Here is a 19,698-nt window from a genome sequence, read left to right as displayed (position 1 = left end):
CGGAGGGATTCTGGATTGCTTCGCTGCGCTCGCAATGACGGTGGAGAGACATCTTGAAAAGCAAAAGGGCGGCCTCGCGGCCGCCCTTTCGAATTTCAAACGACGCAAGCTTACTCCGCCGCGAGCTTCACGTCCGGTGCAGCGGCGCGGACCTCGGCGTCGACCTGGGCTTCGAACTTGGCAAAGTTCTTCTGGAACATGCCGACCAGCGCGCGGGCGGTCTTGTCGAACTCGTCCTTGTCCTTCCAGGTGTTGACCGGGTTGAGGATCTCGCTCGGCACGCCCGGCAGCGCGGTCGGGACCGCGAAGCCGAAATATTTATCGGTGCGGAATTCGACGTTGCGAAGCGAGCCGTCGAGGGCCGCGGTCAGCAGCGCGCGCGTCACCTTGATCGGCATGCGCGAGCCGGTACCGTACTTGCCGCCGGTCCATCCCGTGTTGACCAGCCAGCAGTCGACATTGTGCTGGGCGATCAGGTCGCGCAGCATGTTGCCGTAGACGGAGGGGTCGAGCGGCAGGAAGGGCGAGCCGAAGCAGGTCGAGAATTCCGGCTGCGGCTCATTGCCGAGACCGCGCTCGGTGCCAGCGACCTTGGCGGTGTAGCCCGACAGGAAGTGATACATCGCCTGCGCCGGCGAGAGCTTGGCGATCGGCGGCAGCACGCCGAAGGAGTCGGCGGCGAGCATCACCACGTTCTTCGGCTGCGGTGCGCGGCCGGTGCGCGAGGCGTTCGGGATGAACTCGAGCGGATAGGCCGAGCGCGTATTCTCGGTCTTGGAGCCGTCGTCGAAATCGACCACGCGGGTGTCTTCGTCCAACACGCAGTTCTCGAGCACCGCGCCGAAGCGGGTCGAGGCGGCATAGATCTCGGGCTCGGCTTCCTGCGACAGCTTGATGCACTTGGCGTAGCAGCCGCCTTCGAAGTTGAAGACGCCGTTCGGGCCCCAGCCGTGCTCGTCATCGCCGATCAGCGTGCGGTTCGGATCGGCTGACAGCGTGGTCTTGCCGGTGCCGGACAGGCCGAAGAAGATCGCCGCATCGCCCTTGGCGCCGACATTGGCCGAGCAATGCATCGGCATCACGCCGCGCTCGGGCAGATAGTAGTTCAGCGTGGTGAAGACCGACTTCTTCATCTCGCCGGCATAGTAAGACCCGCCGATCAGCACGATCTTGCGGGCGAAATCGATCGCGACGACATTCTCCGACTTGCAGCCATGGCGCTTCGGATCGGCGCGGAAGCTCGGCATGTCGATGATGGTGAGCTCGGGCACGAACGCCGAGAGCTCGATCGCCTCGGGACGGATCAGCAGCGTGCGGATGAACAGCGAGTGCCAGGCGAGCTCGGTGAAGACGCGGGTCTTGATGCGATAAGCCGGATCGGCGCCGCCATAGAGGTCCTGTGCGAACAGCGACATGCCTTCGGCGTGCTTGAGGAAGTCCTGGTAGAGCGTCTCGAACTGCTCTGCGGTGATCGACTGGTTGCCGGCCCACCACATCTTCTTGTCGGTGGTGGCGTCACGCACCGTGAATTTGTCCTTGGGGCTGCGGCCGGTGAACTCGCCGGTGTCGGCGCAGAGCGCGCCATCGGCCGACAGCACCGCCTCGCCCGCGGAGAGCGCGTATTGATAGAGTTGCGGCGCACCGAGGTTCCAGTGAACCTGCTTGAGATTCTTTAAGCCGAATTTGTCGGCGCCGAAGGCACCGTTGCGCACGCCCGTCTCTTGCACGAAAAATCCTCCTAGAACCCACTCAGCGCGATCATGCTTGGCGCCGCCGCGGTCACCGTGATTACAGGCCGTTCGGCCTCGGTTGGAACGACCTAATACTGATGAACGCAGGCGTTGCCAAGCTGATCCCTTCGGATTTGGTTTATTCAAGGACCGCGCCAAACGTCGCGCATGTCAGCTCTGAGCAGTCGCATCAAAAAATCAACAATGATCGCGCAACCAAATGCGCGTTTCGGCGTTTCACAAGGTTATTGCGACGCACAATGCCCAAGACGGTCTCGATGAAAATTCCAAGGCCACCCTATCGTACCGCGCCTTCGCCGATGAGCGCGAAGGGCCCCCACATCGCAGGATAGGCGTTGCGCGGAGACGAGGTGTCGTCAACGTAGGTTAACATCGCGCGGCGCAAGGCTTCGGCACGCCCGATTTGTGGTTCGTTTTTGAGCAGCTCGAAAGTCATCGTGGTCAGGCGGGTGGCAGCTTCCGAATCCACGGCCCAATGCGAGACCAGGAGCGCGCGCACCGGCGTAGAAGAACGAGCGCGCCAGTCCCGACAGGGCCTCGGCGCCGGGCTTGTCGCCCGCGATGGTGTTGCAGGCCGACAGCACAACCCAATCCGCATTGAGCTTGAGCTGAGCGACTTCACTCGCGGTGAGTAGACCGTCGTCGAGTTCAGTGGGCTGATCGGGAATGGAGAGCGCGAGCGAGGGCTCACCCAGTCCCTTGATGTCGCCGGCAACGAGGCCGTGGGTGGCAAAGTAGATGATGCCGTATTGAGCAAGCGCTGCACGCTTGAGCGTCGTCTCGCTGGCGTCGCGGCCGAGATGAATGTCGGCCTCGGAAGCCCCGACATCCCTGGCCACCGCGTTCAACTCATCGGCGGTGTCGGGCAGTTGCGGCAGCGCCTGCGCAAGCCGCGCGCGATCGACGCCGGCACCGCGCCAGAAATCACTATAGGCGATGGTCGCGATGCTGCGCGCGGCGACCTTGCCGTTCGCGGCGCGCCGCTCGGCGGGCCCTTCCAGTGCAGGATTGAACACGGGATCGCCGAAGCCGGTCATCGGCTTCACGCTTTGATCCCGACGCGCGAAGGCCCGCAGCGATTTCAGACTGCCCACCGACGGCAGCACCGAGACGGCCTGGCGCCGCAGCAGCCAGGCGGCGCCGCGATAGCCTTCGAGCGTGTCCGGGATCGCAGCCTGCGGCTTCTCCGTGACGAGCAGATGAAACGGCAATGCGGTCAGCGCAGCCGACGGCACCACCAGCAGGCTGTGCTTGTGCTTTGTCAACGCCTCGACCGGACCGAGCAGCGCGACATGGAGCTCGTTGGCGAGCGCCAGATCGAACAATCCGGATTTGCCGGAGGCGTCGCGCGCTTTGCCGACGTCGAGTCCCTTGCGGAATGCCGTCACCTTCTGCGTCAGCGCATCCGCGCCGAGTGGGATGGCCTTCCAGTCGACGCCCTCGCGCGTGATCGCGATGACATAGCTCTGCTTGTCGACGACGGAATAGAGCACCATCGCCTCGTCGGCCGACAGCAGCAGCCGGATGTCCTTTGCCGTCAACGGCAGCGGATTGGAGAGTGACGCGTAGTCGGGAAACTCGACCGCGAGCGTCTTCTGCAAGCCCGCACGCTCGTTGGCAATCATTGCAATCCGCGCGCGGCTGCGCTGTTCGGTTGCGAGATCGCGCTGCGCGGATTGCTTCGACACTGCGGCAACGATCGCCTTGTCGAGTGCCTCTGGCTCAGCCGCGAGATCCTGATCCCGGCGCACCAGCTCGGCGAGCCGGTCGCTGCCGGCGGCAAGCCGAACCGCGAGCTTGTTCACGGCGGATGCGGCGGAGGATTGCGTGCCGCGCTGGATCGCGGCGAGGGCCTCGTCGAGCGCCTTGTCGCCGGACAGCAGATCTTGTTGGCGCGCGGCGAACAGGACCGGCAAGACGATGCGCAACTGGGCGCGATCGCCCCGAAGAGTCCTTTCCGCGAACGGCAATGCGTCCGCGGCGCGCCCGGCCACGTAGAGGAAATAAGCCAGATTGCCGGTCGAGGTCATGACCTCGGGATGATCGGGCCCGAGTGCATTTTCGCGGATGACCAGCGCGCGACGATAGAGCGGCTCGGCGTCACCGTAGCGCTGCTGGTGCTCGTAGAGGCCGGCGAGATTGTTCAGCGAGCGGGCGACGTCGGGATGATCCGGTCCCAGCACCTTATCCCGGATCGCGAGCGAGCGCTTGATCGGCGCTTCCGCGTCCGCATCGCGATTGAGATCGCGATAGACCTGGCCGAGATTGTTCAGGACGGTGGCCACCGCCGGATGCTCGGAGCCGCCAGCCTTCTGGTAGATCGCGAGCGCCCGCTGAAACAGCGGCTCGGCTTCGGCATAGTGCTGCTGCTTCACATAGAGCGTGGCGAGATTATTGAGTGACTGGCCGACATCGGGATGCTCGCGCGACAATCCCTTCTCGCGAACGGCGAGCGCGCGCTTGAACAGCGGCTCAGCCTCGGCGTAGCGGCTCTGCCGCTGGTAGAGCGCGGCGAGGTTGCTCAGTTCGGCTCCGATCAACGGGGTTTCGAGACCGAGCGACTTTTCCATCAGCATGATGGCGCGCTTGTAGAGCGGCTCCGCCAGATCGTCGTGGCCCTGACCGGCATGAACCTGGCCGAGGTTGTTCAGCGCGGCGGCGAGTTCGCGACCTGTGTCGCTCTTCTCCAGGTTCGCGACCATACCTTGCGGCAAAGGCAGTGCTTCCGAATATCTGCCGGCGCTCATGAGGGTGTTGATCCGCGCGCTCTCCGCGGCGAGACCTTTCTGGGCGACGCTAGGCGTGACAAGCGATGCGGTGATCGCGAGCGTCAAACCCGCAACCAGCGTCCGTCTATTCCATTCTGCCATGACGCTCTCGCCGCCGCCTTCTGACCGGTAACGAACTTGGGTCGCGGCGATGGGCAGCAGCGTTCAATGTGTTGCGCTCTGGTTCATCCTGGTGCGCGCTTCGCCGGCGAGGCGAACCAGCATCTTGCGCAGCGCCGTGCCATCAGCCACCCGCTCCGGAAAATCTAGCCGCAAGACGGTCTGGCCGTCCTGCATGTCGAGGCCCTCCGGGTCGCAGCCGGTGCAGCGCCAGTCGCCCGCGGCAGCACCGAGCAGTTTTGTTGCATAGAGGCCCATGGCCTCGCGGTGGTCGGCATTCATGTGCTCCACCGCGCCCTCCTCCGCCGTCAGCAAGTCCTCGGCCCCCGTGAGGTCGGTCAGGAATTGCTCCGGCTTGAGGTCGACGATCCGGCCGAAGCCGGCGACCAGATGGGTTCCCGTAGGCCGGATCCGAAAGAAAGAGAAATCTTTAAAGGAAACAAAGGCTCCCGCTGAGGGATGAGCATTGAGATACCGTCGCCGGAGCAGATCCTTGTCGGCATCGGCCGGCTCGGCATGGCCGGACAGCATGATCCGGGCACCTTCCAGCGGATCGCCCGCCGCCCGCTCGTCCAGCATCAAGGACACCCGGCTGTCGGCGAGGATGTTCCTGGTGTGCACGGCCAATCCTGAGATCAGCAGGATCGGAGAGCCATCCGGATGGCTCGCCAAATTGACCAGGGAACAATAAGGATCGCCGCTGCCGGCCATCAATGTCGCCAAGGCCCCCTGCCGTGAGCGCCGCAGCAGCGATTTGGCGAGCTTTCCGGAGTCGAAGTCGGGGGGCGGTTGCATCGGCTTTCTCGGGTCAGGTGGTTGCATGGAGGGCCTTTTTTCGGGTAAACCGGGGCCCGGTTATGGGTCGAGATGCGGCGAATCTGCCGTGTTTCGTGGAACTCGGTCACACTTCAGCCTAGCTTGCATTGCTCGGTGACAAGGTTCGAATGCCAACATCGGCACCCATGTATGCGGCGCATCAGTGGATTGCTCGCCGTTTTCAAGCCACGACCCAAACGGAAAGCAGAAAGCAGAGGCTCATGCCCACAATCGCTTTGGTCGACGACGACCGCAACATTCTCACATCCGTCTCGATCGCGCTGGAGGCCGAAGGCTATCGCATCATGACCTATACCGACGGCGCCTCAGCGCTCGACGGTTTCCGCACCACCCAGCCCGATCTTGCCATCCTCGACATCAAGATGCCGCGCATGGATGGCATGGAGACGTTGCGCCGGCTGCGGCAGAAATCCGACCTGCCGGTGATCTTCCTGACCTCGAAGGACGAAGAGATCGACGAGCTGTTCGGTCTCAAGATGGGCGCCGACGACTTCATCCGCAAACCGTTCTCGCAGCGCCTGCTGGTCGAGCGCGTCAAGGCGGTGCTGCGCCGTTCGGCGCCGAAGGACCCGACCGTCACGCCGAAGGAGAACGACGCCAAGGCGCTCGACCGCGGCCTGCTGCGCATGGATCCTGAACGGCACACCTGCACCTGGAAAAACGAGCCGGTGACGCTGACCGTCACCGAATTCCTGATCCTGCAGGCGCTCGCGACCCGGCCCGGCGTGGTGAAGAGCCGCAACGCGCTGATGGATGCCGCCTATGACGACCAGGTCTATGTCGACGACCGCACCATCGACAGCCACATCAAGCGGCTGCGCAAGAAGTTCAAGGTGGTCGACAACGAGTTCGAGATGATCGAGACGCTCTACGGCGTCGGCTACCGCTTCAAGGAAGCCTGAGGCGCGCGCGCCTCCACGAAAGACCGAGAGCATCGCCGGTTCTGATTCCGTCGGGACCGGGATGGCTCTAGGATGCGGGGACCTTCGCACGAGCTGTCCTAACGCGGGCGTGAGCATTGCTTGACCGAACGCAGCCTGACGAGAACCAGAACGCCGAGGACGTCACCGCCCACGGCGCTCGGGATCAATTGAGCGAGGACAAGCCGGCCGTGCGGGGCTGGCGTCCGCTGAACTGGCTGAAGCGGGCCGGGCAGTTCTTCTTCGCGCTGTCCTTCTCGAGCCTGACCCGCCGCATCGTCTCGCTCAACCTCGCCGGCCTGGTCGCGCTGGTGGCGAGCATCCTCTATCTGTCGCAATTCCGCGCCGGCCTGATCGACGCGCGCGCGCAGAGCCTGCTGGTGCAGGCGGAAATCATCGCCGGCGCGATCGCGGCGTCCGCGACGGTGCAGACCAACGCCATCACCATCGACCCCGACCGGTTGCTCGACCTCAAGCCGGGCGAGACCTATGGCGGCTCGGACGAGTATTCCCCGCTGGATTTTCCGATCAATCCGGAGCGCGTGGCACCGGTGCTGCGCACGCTGATCTCGCCGACCAAGACGCGCGCCCGCATCTACGACCCGAACGGCAGCCTGCTGGTCGATAGCCGCAGCCTCGATACCGTGGTGCGCTTCCCCCTGCCGTCAGTGTCCGCCGAGAAGCCTGGCATGGTCGAACGCGGCATGGTCGCGGTCCGTACTTGGCTCAATCGCGGCGACCTGCCGCTCTATCGCGAGCTCGGCCCCGAGAACGGCAATGGCTATGCGGAGGTCGGCGACGCGCTCCAGGGCCAGAAGCGCTCGATGGTGCGGGTCAATGCGCGCGGCGAGGTGATCGTCTCTGTCGCGGTCCCCGTGCTGCGCTCGCGCGCCATCCATGGCGCGCTGATGCTGTCGACGCAGGGCGACGACATCGACCAGATGGTCACCGCCGAGCGCCTCGCCATCCTCAAAGTGGGCGGCGTCGCCGCCGCGGTCATGATCATGCTGTCGCTGCTGCTCGCCAGCACGATCGCAGGTCCGGTCCGCCGGCTCGCCGATAGCGCCGAGCTGATCCGCCGCCGGATCAGGACCCGCGTCGAAATTCCCGACTTCACCCGTCGTCGCGACGAGATCGGCCATCTCTCCGGTGCGCTGCGCGACATGACCAGTGCACTCTACAGCCGCATCGAAGCGATCGAGATGTTCGCCGCCGACGTCGCGCACGAATTGAAGAACCCGTTGACCTCGTTGCGCTCCGCGGTCGAGACGTTGCCGCTGGCGCGCAACGAGAACAGCCGCGCGCGCCTGCTCGAGGTGATCGAGCATGACGTCAAGCGGCTCGACCGGCTGATCTCGGACATCTCCGACGCCAGCCGTCTCGATGCAGAACTGCAGCGCCAGGATGCGATTCCGGTCGACCTGCGCCGCCTGCTGACGACGCTCGTCTCCGTCGCCAATGAAACCAAGCTCGGCCATGACGTCGCGGTCGAAATGCGTTTCGAGGGCCGCAGCCCGACCGACAATTTCGCCGTGACCGGCCACGATTCGCGGCTAGGACAAGTGGTCTCCAACCTGCTCTCGAACGCACAGTCCTTCTCCGAGCCCGGCAACAAGGTGCGCCTCACCTGCCGCCGCGTACGCGGAGAGATCGAGATCGTGGTCGACGACGACGGCCCCGGAATCCGCGACGACGCGCTGGAGCGCATCTTCGAGCGCTTCTACACCGACCGCCCTCATCAGGGCTTTGGCCAGAACTCCGGCCTCGGCCTGTCGATCTCCAAGCAGATCGTCGACGCGCATGGCGGACGCATCTGGGCCGAGAACCGCCTCGGCCCGGCGGACGAGGACGGCGCGCCCAGTGTTGTCGGCGCGCGTTTCGTGGTGAGGCTGCCGGCGCTATGAGCGACGGTGGGCCCAGCGTTCACGCCTCGGCGGTCAAGGTTGGAGATCTGGCGGTGCTGATCCGCGGGCCCTCGGGCTCCGGCAAGTCGCGCCTTGCCTTCGATTTGATCATGGCAGGACGCAGCGGCGTGCTCGAAACGGCCGTTCTGGTCGGTGATGACCGTGTCCATCTGGCGACAGTCGGCCGCGAAATTGAGGTCCGCCCCGCCCCGGTTCTGGCCGGCCTGATCGAGATCCGGGGGCTGGGAATCCGCCGCTGCGACTTTGTGGAGCATGCGACCGTCGGCCTCGTGGTCGATCTGGACGCCGCGGATGCGGAGCGGCTGCCGCCGGCCCAATCCCTGAAAACAGCCATTTTAGGTGTCGAAATACCACGAATCCCAGTCGGCCGCGACTATTTGCCCCTTCCTCTGGTTGTCGCGGCCTTGACCACTACCAAGAGTTCATCTCCCGTTAACCCTTCAGGCGATTGTTTGAAGGGAAATGGTAACCATATGAACCCCACACTCGCGACCGAATAGACCGGCGCAGCTCCCCTTATCCATCCGTCTAGATTCAGGGAGATACGCAACATCCCCTCTTGCGCGGGGGCTCTGGATGGTCAAAGTGGCGCGTTCGTGCGGTGCACCAAAAGCGCCCGCGAGGAGTTTTCCGATGATTGGTCTAGTACTTGTGACCCACGGGCGCCTTGCCGACGAATTCAAGGCAGCGCTTGAACATGTCATGGGCCCACAAAAGCAAATCGAAGCGATCACGATCGGCGCCGAAGATGATTCCGATCTCTGTCGAAGCGACATTATCGAGGCGGTTAACCGCGTCGATTCCGGCGACGGCGTCGCGATCCTCACGGACATGTTCGGCGGCACGCCGTCCAATTTGGCAATATCCTGCATGAGCCGGCCGAAGGTCGAAGTGCTCGCGGGCATCAACCTTCCCATGCTGGTGAAGCTCGCCAAGGTGCGCGAGGAGCGTCCGCTCCCCGACGCGATCGCGATGGCCCAGGAAGCCGGCCGCAAATACGTCACCATCGCCAGCCGCGTCCTCGCCGGCAAATGAGCGACGAGGCGCCGCAAGCCGGGACGGGCGTGCCCGCGGGCGCGATCTCCAAGGACCTCCTGATCATCAACAAGCGCGGCCTGCACGCGCGGGCCTCCGCCAAGTTCGTCCAGGCCGTCGAGCGTTTCAGCGCGCAGGTCTGGGTGACGCGCGGCGGCGAAACCGTCGGCGGCACCTCGATCATGGGCCTGATGATGCTCGCCGCCGGTCCCGGCACCACCATCACGGTCGCTGCGTCCGGCGATGATGCCGAAGCCGCGCTCGCGGCGATCACCGAACTCGTTGAAAGCAAATTCAACGAGGAAGGGATTTAGGCGGATTCGCTTCGATCAATTCCCCGGCGGCGCGATGTAGATGTTCCAGCTCATCGACGGACCGGCTTTGCCGTGAGTGAAACGGCGCGTCGTCATTACGATGCGCTCGGCCTTCGGCGCAACTTCGGACACCCATTTTTCGAACGCCGGCAGGCGACCATCGGCCGGGTCGAACACGCCGATGAAGCCGTATCGCTTGACGTCATCGGGCGAAATCAATCCGGACCCCCAGGCCTCTAGCGGCGTGAACGCGGCCGGATGATCCGGGCTGTAGAACACCATCGGCTGGATCGATTCCATGGTGCCGGCGACGACCGCCCAGTGCGAGGCGAAGCGCGCGTGCCAAGCCTGCGTCAGCTCGCGCGCGAGATCCGAGCGCGCGCCGTAAGTCGCCGTATTGCCGGCATTGGCCGCCATCTCGCGGGCGGCGATCCAGGGCGAGGCAATGAGCGTGGCAACGCTGAGCACGAGCCAGATCGCGACAATGTTGAACAGCGCAGCGCTCTGCACCCGCAACGCCGGGATCGCGACCAGCGCCAAGGGCACCAGGAAGAACAGCGAGATGCCCCAATCGGTCTTCATGTAGATGCTGAAGGCCAGCGCACCGAGCGCGGGGCCGACCGCGACGATGATCTGAATGAGCCAGACGTTGCGCGCCTGCGAAAGGTTCACGCTGGAATTCGCGCCGCGCGCCCAGGCCCGCGTGACGATGCGCAAGGGCGCACGCAGGAGCAGCCTGAACCAAGGTGGCACCAGCGCCATCGCCAGCGCGGCCAGCGCCACCGGCAATGCCAGCAGCGCGACATTATGCAGGGCATAGCCGGTCACGAGCTGATGCACCTGGCCGCTGTCCTCGAGGCTGTAGGTATCGCCGGCATAGGTCAGCGGCACGAAATGCGCGTCCGCCAGCCACACGATGTGCGGGATCATCGCCACCACCATCGTCGCGATCGCAACCCACGGTGCCGGCGACGACAGGAATCTCATTCGCTCCGGATGGATCAGCGCGGCAAGCCCGATGGCGCCGATCATGGTCAGCACCCAGTATTTGGTCATCAGCGCCAGCGCGCCGGCAAGGCCGAGCAACACTCCGGACTGCCAGCTCCGCTTCTCGAACGCATTGAGATAAGCGAGCACGAGGAGCGGCAAGGTGACGAGCTGGAGCAGGTCGGGATTGTACTTGAAACCCTTGAAATTGAAGATCGGGTAGAGCGCGACCATCACCACGACCAGGAACGCGCGCCGCGCATCCACGACGCGCAGCGCGATGAGCCAGCAGATCACCATACCGGTGCCGACGGTCGCCATCGCCAGCGCATAGGTCGCCCAGTCCGTCGGCGGGAACACTGTGAACCAGAGGCCGGCGACCCAGCCCGACAGCGGCGGGTGCTTGCCATAGCCCCAGAGGAATTTCTGCCCCCAGCCCCAGGCTTCCGCGACGTCCATGTGAACGTCCTGCGCTGCCTTGAGATTGATCAGGATGAAGGTCCAGAGCACCGCATGCAGGATGGCGAGCTGGATCACCAGCCAGAGGCGCGCCTCGGGGCGGGTCGCGCTGGCAACCAGCCAGGCGCGAAAGCGGGCATAGCTCACCCGGGTCTTCGCGCGCGCTCGGGCAGACGGGATCGAGGTCGTCGTCATGGGCCTGGACATCAGGCGTTGCGTAGCGCGTTTCGGGCCTTCGTGGAATCAGCTTGGCGTGAACAAAGGCCCTGAAAATACAGCAATATGGTTGCCGCACGGGGATGTGAGTGGTATCCCGCGCCCATGACGACCGTCCCCATTTCCAACATCCGCAATTTCTCCATCGTCGCCCATATCGACCATGGCAAATCGACGCTGGCCGACCGCCTGATCCAGATGACCGGCGGCCTCACCGACCGGGAAATGGCGGGCAAGGAGCAGGTGCTCGATTCCATGGACATCGAGCGCGAGCGCGGCATCACCATCAAGGCGCAGACGGTTCGCCTCGCCTACCGCGCCAAGGACGGCAAGGATTACATCTTCAACCTGATGGATACGCCCGGCCATGTCGACTTCGCCTACGAAGTTTCGCGGTCGCTGGCGGCCTGCGAGGGTTCCCTGCTGGTGGTCGACGCCAGCCAGGGCGTCGAGGCGCAGACGCTCGCCAACGTCTACCACGCGCTCGATGCGGGGCATGAGATCGTTCCGGTCCTGAACAAGGTCGATCTTCCCGCCGCAGAGCCGGAGAAGGTCAAGCAACAGATCGAGGACGTCATCGGCATCGACGCGTCCGAGTCCGTGATGATCTCGGCCAAGACCGGTCTCGGCGTGCCCGACGTGCTGGAAGCGATCGTCACCCGCCTGCCGCCGCCGAAGGGCGACCGCGAAGCGACCCTGAAGGCGCTGCTGGTCGACAGCTGGTACGACGTCTATCTGGGCGTGGTGGTGCTGATCCGCGTCGTCGACGGCGTCATGAAGAAGGGCAGCCGGGTCCGCATGATGGGCACGGGCGCGGCCTATGACATCGAGCGCGTCGGCTTCTTCACCCCGAAGATGACGCAGGTCGACGAGCTCGGCCCCGGCGAGATCGGCTTCATCACCGCCGCGATCAAGGAAGTGGCCGACACCCGTGTCGGCGATACCATCACCGACGACAAGAAGCCGGTCACCGAGATGCTGGCGGGCTTCAAGCCGGCCATTCCCGTGGTGTTCTGCGGCCTGTTCCCCGCCGACGCCGACGACTTCGAGACCTTGCGCGCGGCGATGGGCAAGCTGCGCCTCAACGATGCCAGCTTCTCCTACGAGATGGAGACCTCGGCCGCACTCGGCTTCGGCTTCCGCTGCGGCTTCCTCGGGCTGTTGCACCTGGAGATCATCCAGGAGCGTCTGTCGCGCGAATTCGATCTCAACCTGATCGCGACCGCGCCGAGCGTGATCTACAAGATGAGCCTGACCGACGGACAGGAAATCTCGATTCACAATCCCGTCGACATGCCTGATGTGGTCAAGATCGCGGAGATCCAGGAGCCCTGGATCGAGGCCACGATCCTCACCCCCGACGAATATCTCGGCAGCGTGCTGAAGCTGTGCCAGGACCGCCGCGGCTCGCAGAAGGAGCTGACCTATGTCGGCTCCCGCGCCATGGTGAAATACGATCTGCCGCTCAACGAGGTCGTGTTCGACTTCTACGACCGCCTGAAGTCGGTCTCCAAGGGCTACGCCTCGTTCGACTATCATCTCACCGACTACAAGCCGGCCGATCTGGTCAAGATGCAGATCCTGGTCAACAACGAGCCGGTCGACGCACTCTCGATGCTGGTGCATCGCACCCGCGCCGAGGGGCGCGGCCGCGCCATGGTTGAGAAGATGAAGGATTTGATCCCGCCGCACATGTTCCAGATCCCGATCCAGGCGGCGATCGGCGGCAAGGTGATCGCGCGAGAGACGGTGCGCGCGCTGCGCAAGGACGTCACCGCAAAGTGCTACGGCGGCGACATCACGCGTAAGCGCAAACTTCTGGAGAAGCAGAAGGAAGGCAAGAAGAAGATGCGGCAGTTCGGCAAGGTCGACATCCCGCAGGAAGCCTTCATCGCCGCGTTGAAGGTGGACAGCTGAGGCGACGGCTTTAGGCCGCCGCGAGCGCGGCGAGACAGGTCCGGTCCGCGCTTTTCGGGACCGAAAACAAAAAAACGCGAAAACAACCCCATGCACAGTAGCGAGGGGCTTGTTCGGATTGAACTTTTGATTTTCAGAATTTCGTTTGACTCGTCGGGCAAAACAGGGGCATGATGGCATCATGCAGCACGTGGCAATGCCGTGCGCATGAGAGGCAGCATCGGCCTCCCGACGCTTTGGGAAGATGTGGGCTTCAGGCGAATTGCTTCTACGCCGGTGGAAGCATCACTCCCGTCAACTCGCCCAGCCTGTCCAGAAGCCGCTCCTGAAAATCGGGATCAACTGCTTCGTGCGCCGGCTCTTGTTGCCGGAGGTCATGCCAGTAACGACCGCTGACCAGGGCGGCGGGATCATCGCTCGCCGCCAGCCAGGTCTGCGTCCGTTGTCCGGTGGCCACGCCGACCGGCGCGCCGGCACCGCCCATTTTGGTGCGCGCCCAGCCGGGATCGACGGCGTTGCTCAGCACCTGCGGCCAACGCCGCGCCAAGGCAAAGGCCAGTGCGACCATGTGCAGTTTGCTCTCCGCGTACGCCTTGGCCGGATCCCAGGTTCGCCTCGTCCAGTCGAGATCGCTCAACGATCCCTCTCCGCCGCGATGTAGTCCGCTGCTGAGATACACCAGCCGATCGGGGCGCTTCATCAGGGCGGTGAGCAAATAGGGCGCGAGCGTGTTGATTGCCAGGGTGGTGGCGTGGCCTTCGGGCGTCGGGCCGCGGCTGCGCTCGGTATAGACCCCGGCGTTGTGGATGACCGCGTCCATTCGTCCGATTGCGTTGACCTGATCTGCCACGTGTCTCGTCTGGGCGGCGCTCTTGAGATCGCCGATCACGACCCGTGCGGAATGCGATTCAAGCTCGGAGATTGCGGTCGCACGTTCCGCTGATCGTGCGTGCAGGACGACCTGGTGGCCCTGTTCGAGCAGAGACTGGGCAGCTGCGCGGCCCAGACCGTCCGTGCTGCCGGTGATGAAGACGATTGCCATTGCCGCTCCTGTTCGATCCCCGCTTCGGCGCCTGCGTCGAAACCTCAAGGAGAATGCAACATGTTCGACTGATCATGCCGTGGCGCAAGGAGCGCCGAACGAAGACATCACAACCGAACAATCTTCCGGGATGCGCATTAACATCCGATAAGTTGGGAATGACCGCATGTCGAATTTCGTCATGCTGCTGGTCGAGGACGACTCACTCCAGCGCGAAGTTCTGTCCGACCTTCTCAAGGACGAAGGGTTCGAAGTCGTCGAGTGCGCCACTGCGGAAGCCGCGGAGCTTATCGTGGCGTCGACGGGCACGGAGCTACGGGCGCTCATCACCGATCACAACCTCGCGGGGAGAATGACCGGGCTTGAGCTCGCAGAATACGCTCGCAGTGCTCATCCGGGGCTCAACATCGTGCTGATGTCCGGGACGGTGATGGCGCCGCTGCCGCCCAACACGACCTTTTTGCGCAAGCCGTTTGCGCCCGCCCATTTGCTGGCGGCCGTGTAGAACCAGGATGCTCTCGAAGGTCATCCGCCCGAATTTTCTGCGCCGACGGTGTTCTCGCTCTCCGGCACCGTTAGCCGGACGGAATGACCCTGCCGCATGGCGAGCGATGCCGCGGCCACAGCCGCCTCGAAAGCGGCTTCCTTGGTCTGGTAAGTGTTCCGGATTTCGCCATCGTGGTCGACGTGCCAGGCACCGTCCCTGCCAACAATATCATAGGCTGCGAGGCCCATAGTCTATCCCTCCTTCATGCGTCCGGTGTTGCCTTGGACGCCTGGGTGCTGCTCACCGGGTCCGACGCCGGGAAACTGTCCTTCAAGCCCTTGTCCAGCTCGTCGTCCCTGGCCTTGTCGCGTCGGATGCCACGCTTGAGATCTTCCGCGTTCTTGTCCGGCGGTGCCGGATCGAATTTCTCGGTCATGCAAGTGTCCTTTCGCTACCTCAAACGCCTTGAGCTCCTGACCGTTCCTTCAGAGGAACCAACGCTGTCCGGTTTGGTGTTGAATGGAAAACCAGAGGGCGCCCGCAGCGCGGGTCTCTTTCATTCAGGTTGCGCCTCCAGCTATAATGCATCCTGAGATAGTATACGCATCGTTCCAATCAGGAGAATGCAATGAAAGGGTCGGTTCTTGCGTTAGGGGGCTTGCTGATTTTGTCGATCACATCAGCGAACGCAGCACCCAAAGCCACTGTCGCCCCGACCACGGCGGCCAGTTCGGTCGCATGTTCCACCTCGGGTGGCGGCTTTGGGAGCTATCCGTCAGGCTGCCGAAACGGAGCTAACTTCAAGACCTACAATGAATGCAAGGAATCAGGCGTCAAGCGCGGCTGGAGACACGAAGACATGGCGTGGTACTGCAGCGGTCTGGGACTGCAATAGCGAGCGGTCTTTGTGCTTTTCACGCCGCGAACTGGAGTGGCCCATGGAATGCACAATCCGTCCTGCACTTGAAGATGACGCCGCTCATATCAGCGCGGTCATCGTGCGTGCTCTGCGGGAAACCAACGCGAAGGATTATCCGAACGAGGTCATCGAAAGGATCGTGCGCGGCTTCAGTCCGGACGCTGTGCGGCAGCTCATTGGACAACGCACCGTTTTTGTCGCTACCATCCGCAGCCGCATCGTCGGGACCGCGAGCCTCGACGGGTCCGTCGTCCGCACTGTCTTCGTCGCTCCACACGTTCAGGCCCGCGGCATCGGCAAGCTGCTGATGGCCGAGATCGAGCGTACCGCACGCGAGCGCAACATCCCTTCGCTGACCCTTTCTTCCTCAATCACCGCTGAAACCTTCTACGCCGGCCTTGGATTCAGGGCGGCGCGCGACAGCTATCATGGTGACGAACGCACGATCGTCATGGAGCGATTGCTCGATGGCAGCTCGTAAGATGGGCTTGGCGCTTGCGAAACCCATCGCCCCTCATTGATCCTCCCCGCCAAATCCGCCACGATAGTGCCTCTCGCACTCGCGATGGAATGGAGCAAGGAAAGGCAAATGTCCGAGCTTCCTAGAGCTGGCCTGACTGAGCCGCCGGCGTCGACCATGCAGATGCTCGCGCACGCGCCCATGAGCGACGTCATCGATGCCTTGGCCGGCAGACGGATCACCGCGAGAGCGCTGGCGGAATTCTATCTCGCGCGCATCGCGGCCTATGACCGCGACGGGCCTAAGCTCAACTCGGTCCGTGCACTCAATCCCGATGCGCTCGCCGGCACGCTCGACGGCACGAGGCCGTCGGCCCAGCGGCCGCTGGCGGGCGTCCCTATCCTACTCAAGGACAATATCGCGACCGGAGACGAACAGCCGACCACGGCGGGCTCGCTGGCGCTGGAGGGCGCGCGCGCCAGGGATGATGCCACCATCGTCAAGGTGCTGCGGAGCGCCGGCGCGGTGATCCTGGGCAAGGCGAACCTGACGGAGTTCGCCAACATGCTCGCGATCGACATGCCCTCGGGCTATTCATCGCTGGGCGGGCAGGTGAAGAACCCCTACGCACCAGGGCTGATGGACGAGCACGGCATCCCGGTTCTGACCCCAGGGGGCTCAAGCTCGGGTTCGGCGGTCGCGGTGGCGGCCGGACTGTGCGCGGCCTCGATCGGTACCGAAACCTCGGGCTCGCTGCTGCACCCCGCCAGCCTGAACGGCCTCGTCACCGTGAAACCGAGCGTCGGGCTGATCAGCCGCGCCGGCATCCTGCCGCTTGCGCACAGCCAGGACACCGCCGGTCCGATGACGCGCACGGTGCGCGATGCCGCGATGTTGCTGAATGTGCTGGCTGCCAAGGACCCGCTCGACCCAGCGACGCAAGAGCAGCGGCGGCCGGCCGACTACACCGCCGGCCTCGTCGCCGACGCGATGAAGGGCGCGCGCATCGGCGTGCCGAGCGACCCCGCTGACCCGCTGAACGATTGCTATTACGGCAAGCTGCCGGCGAAGTCGGCCAAGCTGATGGCTGAGGTGATCAAGGTGCTGGAGGATCTCGGCGCCGTCATCGTGCGCGCCAGCATGCCCACACTTGGCTGGATCGGTGGGCCGGGCACGACCATGGCTGTGCTCAACCGCAATCCGCTCAGCGCCCACAAAGGCACGGTCGCAAGGCCGCCGGTCGTCTTTCTGTACGAGCTGAAGCACGATCTCAATCTCTACCTGAGGGATTGGGCGACCAACACTGACATCAAGACCATGGCCGACATCGTGGCCTTCAACGCAGCAAACGCCGACAATGCGCTGCGTTTCGGACAGGACCACTTCCTCGCCGCTGACTTGACCAGGGGCGATCTGAGCGAGCCCGAGTACAAGTCCGCACGTGCCATGGACCTGCTCTCCGCCAGGACGCGCGGCATGGACGCCTATATGAACCAGCACGAGCTCGACGCGGTGCTATTCCCCGGCGCCTATGGCGCCGCAATCGCCGCCAAGGCAGGTTATCCCAGCGTCATGGTGCCCGGCGGATTCGTCTCGGGGACAGACGACGGCAAAGACACGCCCGACTATCCGCTCGGCGTCACTTTCGCAGGGCGCGCCTGGAGCGAGCACAAGCTGCTGCGTCTGGCGTATGCCTTCGAGCAAGCAACCAACGCACGCAGGCCGCCGTCGGGTCTGCCCGAGCTGTGATGTCGCCCGTGTCAGCGCGAGCTGGCGAGACCGACGCTAGGACCAGCTTGATCCTCCCCGCCGGATAGATCACGATTGCCTCCTTACCGCTCACACCAAGAATGGGCGACGAAACGCGCATGAACGCAACTCCCGGATACCAAAGCCGGTATCGCTACCGCCGCGCGGCGAGCACGTTCGAAGGAGGGGTTTGCAACGCTGCGCGCCTCTCGCTGAGGGCATGATCGAACAGTTCGAGCACCAGGCCGAAGGCTGCCAGCTCCTCTTCCTCGATGGCGCCGTCATCGTAGCAGCCAAGTGTTTCGACGATGATGGCGTCGACCTCCTGCTGCATGGCCAATAGCTCGTGGTCGAATTCCGCGGTGCGCACCTTGGAAACCAGCGCCAGAATTCTGTTGCGATGGCCAGTGTTCTCGTCGCGTTCATCCCGATTCAGATATTGTCGCAGCCAGGCGCCGGCCGAGCCAATGCCGGAGAGAAGCAGGAGCGCAAACCAGAAGTAGTCGCCATATCTGTCGAGGAAGGTGCGCTCGGTCCCGTCGATCACGGCCGCCGCTCCCCGATGAACCGGCAGCTCGGCTTCCTTCTCGGTGTCCGGCTTGGTGATTTGCGCAGCGCCAGGCACCTGCCTGGCAATCGCCTGCCGGAGGGCAAATTGCTGGCGGTAAAACGCTGACACTGTCGTTTCGGACAAGGCTTTCCGGGCGACGATCAAATGGCTGACACTGACGGTCTCCACCTTGTCATCGGGCCAGGCTGGATTCGCATTGAAAATGCTTGGCGGAATTTCCTCCGATTCATAACGCGGATGCTTCAGGGCGATGGCTTCCGATGCGTCGATCGCGAGAAATTTCGGCTCGCCACGCGCCCGGGCGGTCGCGGCGACGGCGTCGGCAGTTATCTTGCTGTCGAGCGGACCGACAGCCATGAAGGCGTCGAGGCTCGGGTCACGCGCCAGCTCCTCGAGCTGGCCAGTGCCGAATTGAGTGACCGTGACCTTGTCCGGCTCCACACCGGCGGCGCTCAGGATGACTCTCAGCAACGCGGCGTTCGCCGGGGTCGCGCCGATCACCCCCACCCTGCGCCCTGCGAGATCGGCGACCTCCTTGATTTTGGGCGCCGGCTTTCGCTTGGAGCCCTTGCCCGCCGGTCCCGAAGAAGACCACAGCACGACGAAGTTCTTGCGCAAGATGACGACTGTTTGCGCGTCGGCCGGCATTTCCAGATCGCCGCGACCGACCGCAAGGTCGGCCTTGCCGGCACCGAGCAGAGCGAGAGCTTCGGCCGCTCCGGCGGTCGCGATCGGAGACAACCTCACCGTCCTGCTTTCGTTGGCAAAGGCCTCGGTCATCGCTTCGATCACCTTGTGATCGTTGCTTCCCGGCGGTCCGACGGCAATCCGAAGCGTTATCGGCCGCAGCGCGTAATACAACGTGCCCGCAGCGGCACCGAAAACGAGAAATCCGATGGCTAAAATCAGCAATAGGGTCTTCGTCTGTCTCCGCCCTCTGCGGGCTGCGTCACTGCGTTTCATCGGAGCATCAGACGAGGACATTTGCCGCTGCCGGTTGGAGGCCAAAATCGCTGCCTGTTTCGGAACAGTATCATGCTCTTCTGGAAAACGATAATGTCGGAGCAGCCCCAATAGTTTCTTGGCCCGGCGTGAGCCTTTCGAGCTTGCGCGATCATCTCTGATTCCGCACTTCACGTGGCGATGGCCGGATTGACGCCACACCAACTTGATCCCCCTCGCCAAATAGATCACCATCGTGCGATTGACCGCTCACGGTAG

16 protein-coding genes and 1 pseudogene are annotated in these 19,698 nt (G+C 63.8%); 9 read left to right on the top strand and 8 right to left on the bottom strand.

Going from position 1 to position 19,698, the window contains the following annotated elements:
* Positions 1-110: 110 nt before the first annotated feature.
* The 3 genes and pseudogenes from AC0L23_RS25995 to AC0L23_RS25985 all read right to left on the bottom strand — a co-directional run bounded on the left by AC0L23_RS25995 (position 111) and on the right by AC0L23_RS25985 (position 5,434).
* The gene (locus tag AC0L23_RS25995; protein WP_085358560.1) at positions 111-1,727 is read right to left on the bottom strand and encodes a phosphoenolpyruvate carboxykinase; all 1,617 of its coding nucleotides are present in this window, start codon (positions 1,725-1,727) and stop codon (positions 111-113) included.
* Positions 1,728-2,028: 301 nt separating this feature from the next.
* Positions 2,029-4,621: pseudogene (locus AC0L23_RS25990) on the bottom strand (CHAT domain-containing protein).
* 63 nt (positions 4,622-4,684) lie between these two features.
* Complete coding sequence (locus AC0L23_RS25985) at positions 4,685-5,434, bottom strand: HugZ family pyridoxamine 5'-phosphate oxidase (protein ID WP_085352003.1); 750 nt, start codon at positions 5,432-5,434, stop codon at positions 4,685-4,687.
* A 242-nt stretch (positions 5,435-5,676) separates the two neighbouring features.
* On the opposite strand from AC0L23_RS25985, the gene AC0L23_RS25980 reads away from it, so the two are divergent.
* The 5 genes from AC0L23_RS25980 (at position 5,677) to AC0L23_RS25960 (ending at position 9,670) form a co-directional block, all read left to right on the top strand.
* Complete coding sequence (locus tag AC0L23_RS25980; protein WP_007597749.1) at positions 5,677-6,378, top strand: response regulator transcription factor; 702 nt, start codon at positions 5,677-5,679, stop codon at positions 6,376-6,378.
* 116 nt (positions 6,379-6,494) lie between these two features.
* A complete protein-coding gene (locus AC0L23_RS25975) occupies positions 6,495-8,300 on the top strand; it encodes a sensor histidine kinase (RefSeq protein ID WP_162496303.1) in 1,806 nt (601 codons plus the stop codon).
* Positions 8,297-8,821 (top strand): HPr kinase/phosphorylase, encoded by a 525-nt coding sequence (locus tag AC0L23_RS25970; RefSeq protein ID WP_018460057.1) that lies wholly within the window; start codon positions 8,297-8,299, stop codon positions 8,819-8,821. The genes AC0L23_RS25975 and AC0L23_RS25970 overlap by 4 nt, the downstream gene beginning before the upstream one ends.
* 133 nt (positions 8,822-8,954) lie before the next feature.
* Complete coding sequence (locus AC0L23_RS25965) at positions 8,955-9,356, top strand: PTS sugar transporter subunit IIA (protein WP_007597752.1); 402 nt, start codon at positions 8,955-8,957, stop codon at positions 9,354-9,356.
* Positions 9,353-9,670 carry an HPr family phosphocarrier protein gene (locus AC0L23_RS25960; RefSeq protein ID WP_018460059.1) on the top strand — a complete coding sequence of 106 codons (318 nt, stop codon included), beginning with the start codon at positions 9,353-9,355 and terminating at the stop codon, positions 9,668-9,670. Before AC0L23_RS25965 ends, AC0L23_RS25960 begins: the two co-directional genes overlap by 4 nt.
* A 15-nt stretch (positions 9,671-9,685) precedes the next feature.
* Here the strand turns inward: AC0L23_RS25960 and AC0L23_RS25955 are convergent, their stop codons facing one another.
* The gene (locus AC0L23_RS25955; RefSeq protein WP_085358558.1) at positions 9,686-11,311 is read right to left on the bottom strand and encodes a glycosyltransferase family 39 protein; all 1,626 of its coding nucleotides are present in this window, start codon (positions 11,309-11,311) and stop codon (positions 9,686-9,688) included.
* 126 nt (positions 11,312-11,437) lie between these two features.
* Between AC0L23_RS25955 and lepA the strand changes: the two genes are divergently transcribed.
* Positions 11,438-13,249 carry a translation elongation factor 4 gene (gene lepA, locus AC0L23_RS25950; protein ID WP_018460061.1) on the top strand — a complete coding sequence of 604 codons (1,812 nt, stop codon included), beginning with the start codon at positions 11,438-11,440 and terminating at the stop codon, positions 13,247-13,249.
* A 268-nt stretch (positions 13,250-13,517) separates the two neighbouring features.
* Here the strand turns inward: lepA and AC0L23_RS25945 are convergent, their stop codons facing one another.
* On the bottom strand, positions 13,518-14,291 hold the full coding sequence (locus AC0L23_RS25945; protein ID WP_085358556.1) for an SDR family NAD(P)-dependent oxidoreductase: 774 nt from the start codon (positions 14,289-14,291) through the stop codon (positions 13,518-13,520).
* 166 nt (positions 14,292-14,457) lie between these two features.
* On the opposite strand from AC0L23_RS25945, the gene AC0L23_RS25940 reads away from it, so the two are divergent.
* Positions 14,458-14,796, top strand: coding sequence for a response regulator (locus AC0L23_RS25940; protein ID WP_018460063.1), 339 nt, complete (start codon positions 14,458-14,460; stop codon positions 14,794-14,796).
* Positions 14,797-14,816: 20 nt separating this feature from the next.
* On the opposite strand, the gene AC0L23_RS25935 is transcribed toward AC0L23_RS25940, so the two are convergent.
* Together AC0L23_RS25935 and AC0L23_RS25930 are read right to left on the bottom strand one after the other, a co-directional pair.
* Positions 14,817-15,026 carry a hypothetical protein gene (locus tag AC0L23_RS25935; RefSeq protein ID WP_085352004.1) on the bottom strand — a complete coding sequence of 70 codons (210 nt, stop codon included), beginning with the start codon at positions 15,024-15,026 and terminating at the stop codon, positions 14,817-14,819.
* Between the two features lie 14 nt (positions 15,027-15,040).
* Positions 15,041-15,214: a hypothetical protein gene (locus AC0L23_RS25930; RefSeq protein WP_007604975.1), complete on the bottom strand. Its 174-nt coding sequence runs from the start codon at positions 15,212-15,214 to the stop codon at positions 15,041-15,043.
* A gap of 502 nt (positions 15,215-15,716) precedes the next feature.
* On the opposite strand from AC0L23_RS25930, the gene AC0L23_RS25925 reads away from it, so the two are divergent.
* Both AC0L23_RS25925 and AC0L23_RS25920 read left to right on the top strand, forming a co-directional pair.
* Positions 15,717-16,178 carry a GNAT family N-acetyltransferase gene (locus tag AC0L23_RS25925; RefSeq protein WP_018460065.1) on the top strand — a complete coding sequence of 154 codons (462 nt, stop codon included), beginning with the start codon at positions 15,717-15,719 and terminating at the stop codon, positions 16,176-16,178.
* Positions 16,179-16,286: 108 nt separating this feature from the next.
* A complete protein-coding gene (locus AC0L23_RS25920) occupies positions 16,287-17,906 on the top strand; it encodes an amidase family protein (protein ID WP_085358628.1) in 1,620 nt (539 codons plus the stop codon).
* A 154-nt stretch (positions 17,907-18,060) separates the two neighbouring features.
* Here the strand turns inward: AC0L23_RS25920 and AC0L23_RS25915 are convergent, their stop codons facing one another.
* Complete coding sequence (locus AC0L23_RS25915) at positions 18,061-19,461, bottom strand: TAXI family TRAP transporter solute-binding subunit (RefSeq protein ID WP_026233936.1); 1,401 nt, start codon at positions 19,459-19,461, stop codon at positions 18,061-18,063.
* Positions 19,462-19,698 lie beyond the last annotated feature (237 nt).

It is taken from the genome of Bradyrhizobium sp. MI1.4 (assembly GCF_055811315.1).
This window is presented reverse-complemented; position numbering and strand designations above follow the sequence as displayed.

Bases quoted from the DNA above. Each gene is read 5' to 3' on its own strand.
- AC0L23_RS25985 (WP_085352003.1), bottom strand. From the start codon at position 5,434: ATGCAACCGCCCCCCGACTTCGACTCCGGAAAGCTCGCCAAATCGCTG.
- AC0L23_RS25980 (WP_007597749.1), top strand. From the start codon at position 5,677: ATGCCCACAATCGCTTTGGTCGACGACGACCGCAACATTCTCACATCC.
- AC0L23_RS25970 (WP_018460057.1), top strand. From the start codon at position 8,297: ATGAGCGACGGTGGGCCCAGCGTTCACGCCTCGGCGGTCAAGGTTGGA.
- AC0L23_RS25965 (WP_007597752.1), top strand. From the start codon at position 8,955: ATGATTGGTCTAGTACTTGTGACCCACGGGCGCCTTGCCGACGAATTC.
- AC0L23_RS25960 (WP_018460059.1), top strand. From the start codon at position 9,353: ATGAGCGACGAGGCGCCGCAAGCCGGGACGGGCGTGCCCGCGGGCGCG.
- AC0L23_RS25955 (WP_085358558.1), bottom strand. From the start codon at position 11,311: ATGACGACGACCTCGATCCCGTCTGCCCGAGCGCGCGCGAAGACCCGG.
- lepA (WP_018460061.1), top strand. From the start codon at position 11,438: ATGACGACCGTCCCCATTTCCAACATCCGCAATTTCTCCATCGTCGCC.
- AC0L23_RS25945 (WP_085358556.1), bottom strand. From the start codon at position 14,291: ATGGCAATCGTCTTCATCACCGGCAGCACGGACGGTCTGGGCCGCGCA.
- AC0L23_RS25940 (WP_018460063.1), top strand. From the start codon at position 14,458: ATGTCGAATTTCGTCATGCTGCTGGTCGAGGACGACTCACTCCAGCGC.
- AC0L23_RS25935 (WP_085352004.1), bottom strand. From the start codon at position 15,026: ATGGGCCTCGCAGCCTATGATATTGTTGGCAGGGACGGTGCCTGGCAC.
- AC0L23_RS25930 (WP_007604975.1), bottom strand. From the start codon at position 15,214: ATGACCGAGAAATTCGATCCGGCACCGCCGGACAAGAACGCGGAAGAT.
- AC0L23_RS25925 (WP_018460065.1), top strand. From the start codon at position 15,717: ATGGAATGCACAATCCGTCCTGCACTTGAAGATGACGCCGCTCATATC.
- AC0L23_RS25920 (WP_085358628.1), top strand. From the start codon at position 16,287: ATGTCCGAGCTTCCTAGAGCTGGCCTGACTGAGCCGCCGGCGTCGACC.
- AC0L23_RS25915 (WP_026233936.1), bottom strand. From the start codon at position 19,461: ATGTCCTCGTCTGATGCTCCGATGAAACGCAGTGACGCAGCCCGCAGA.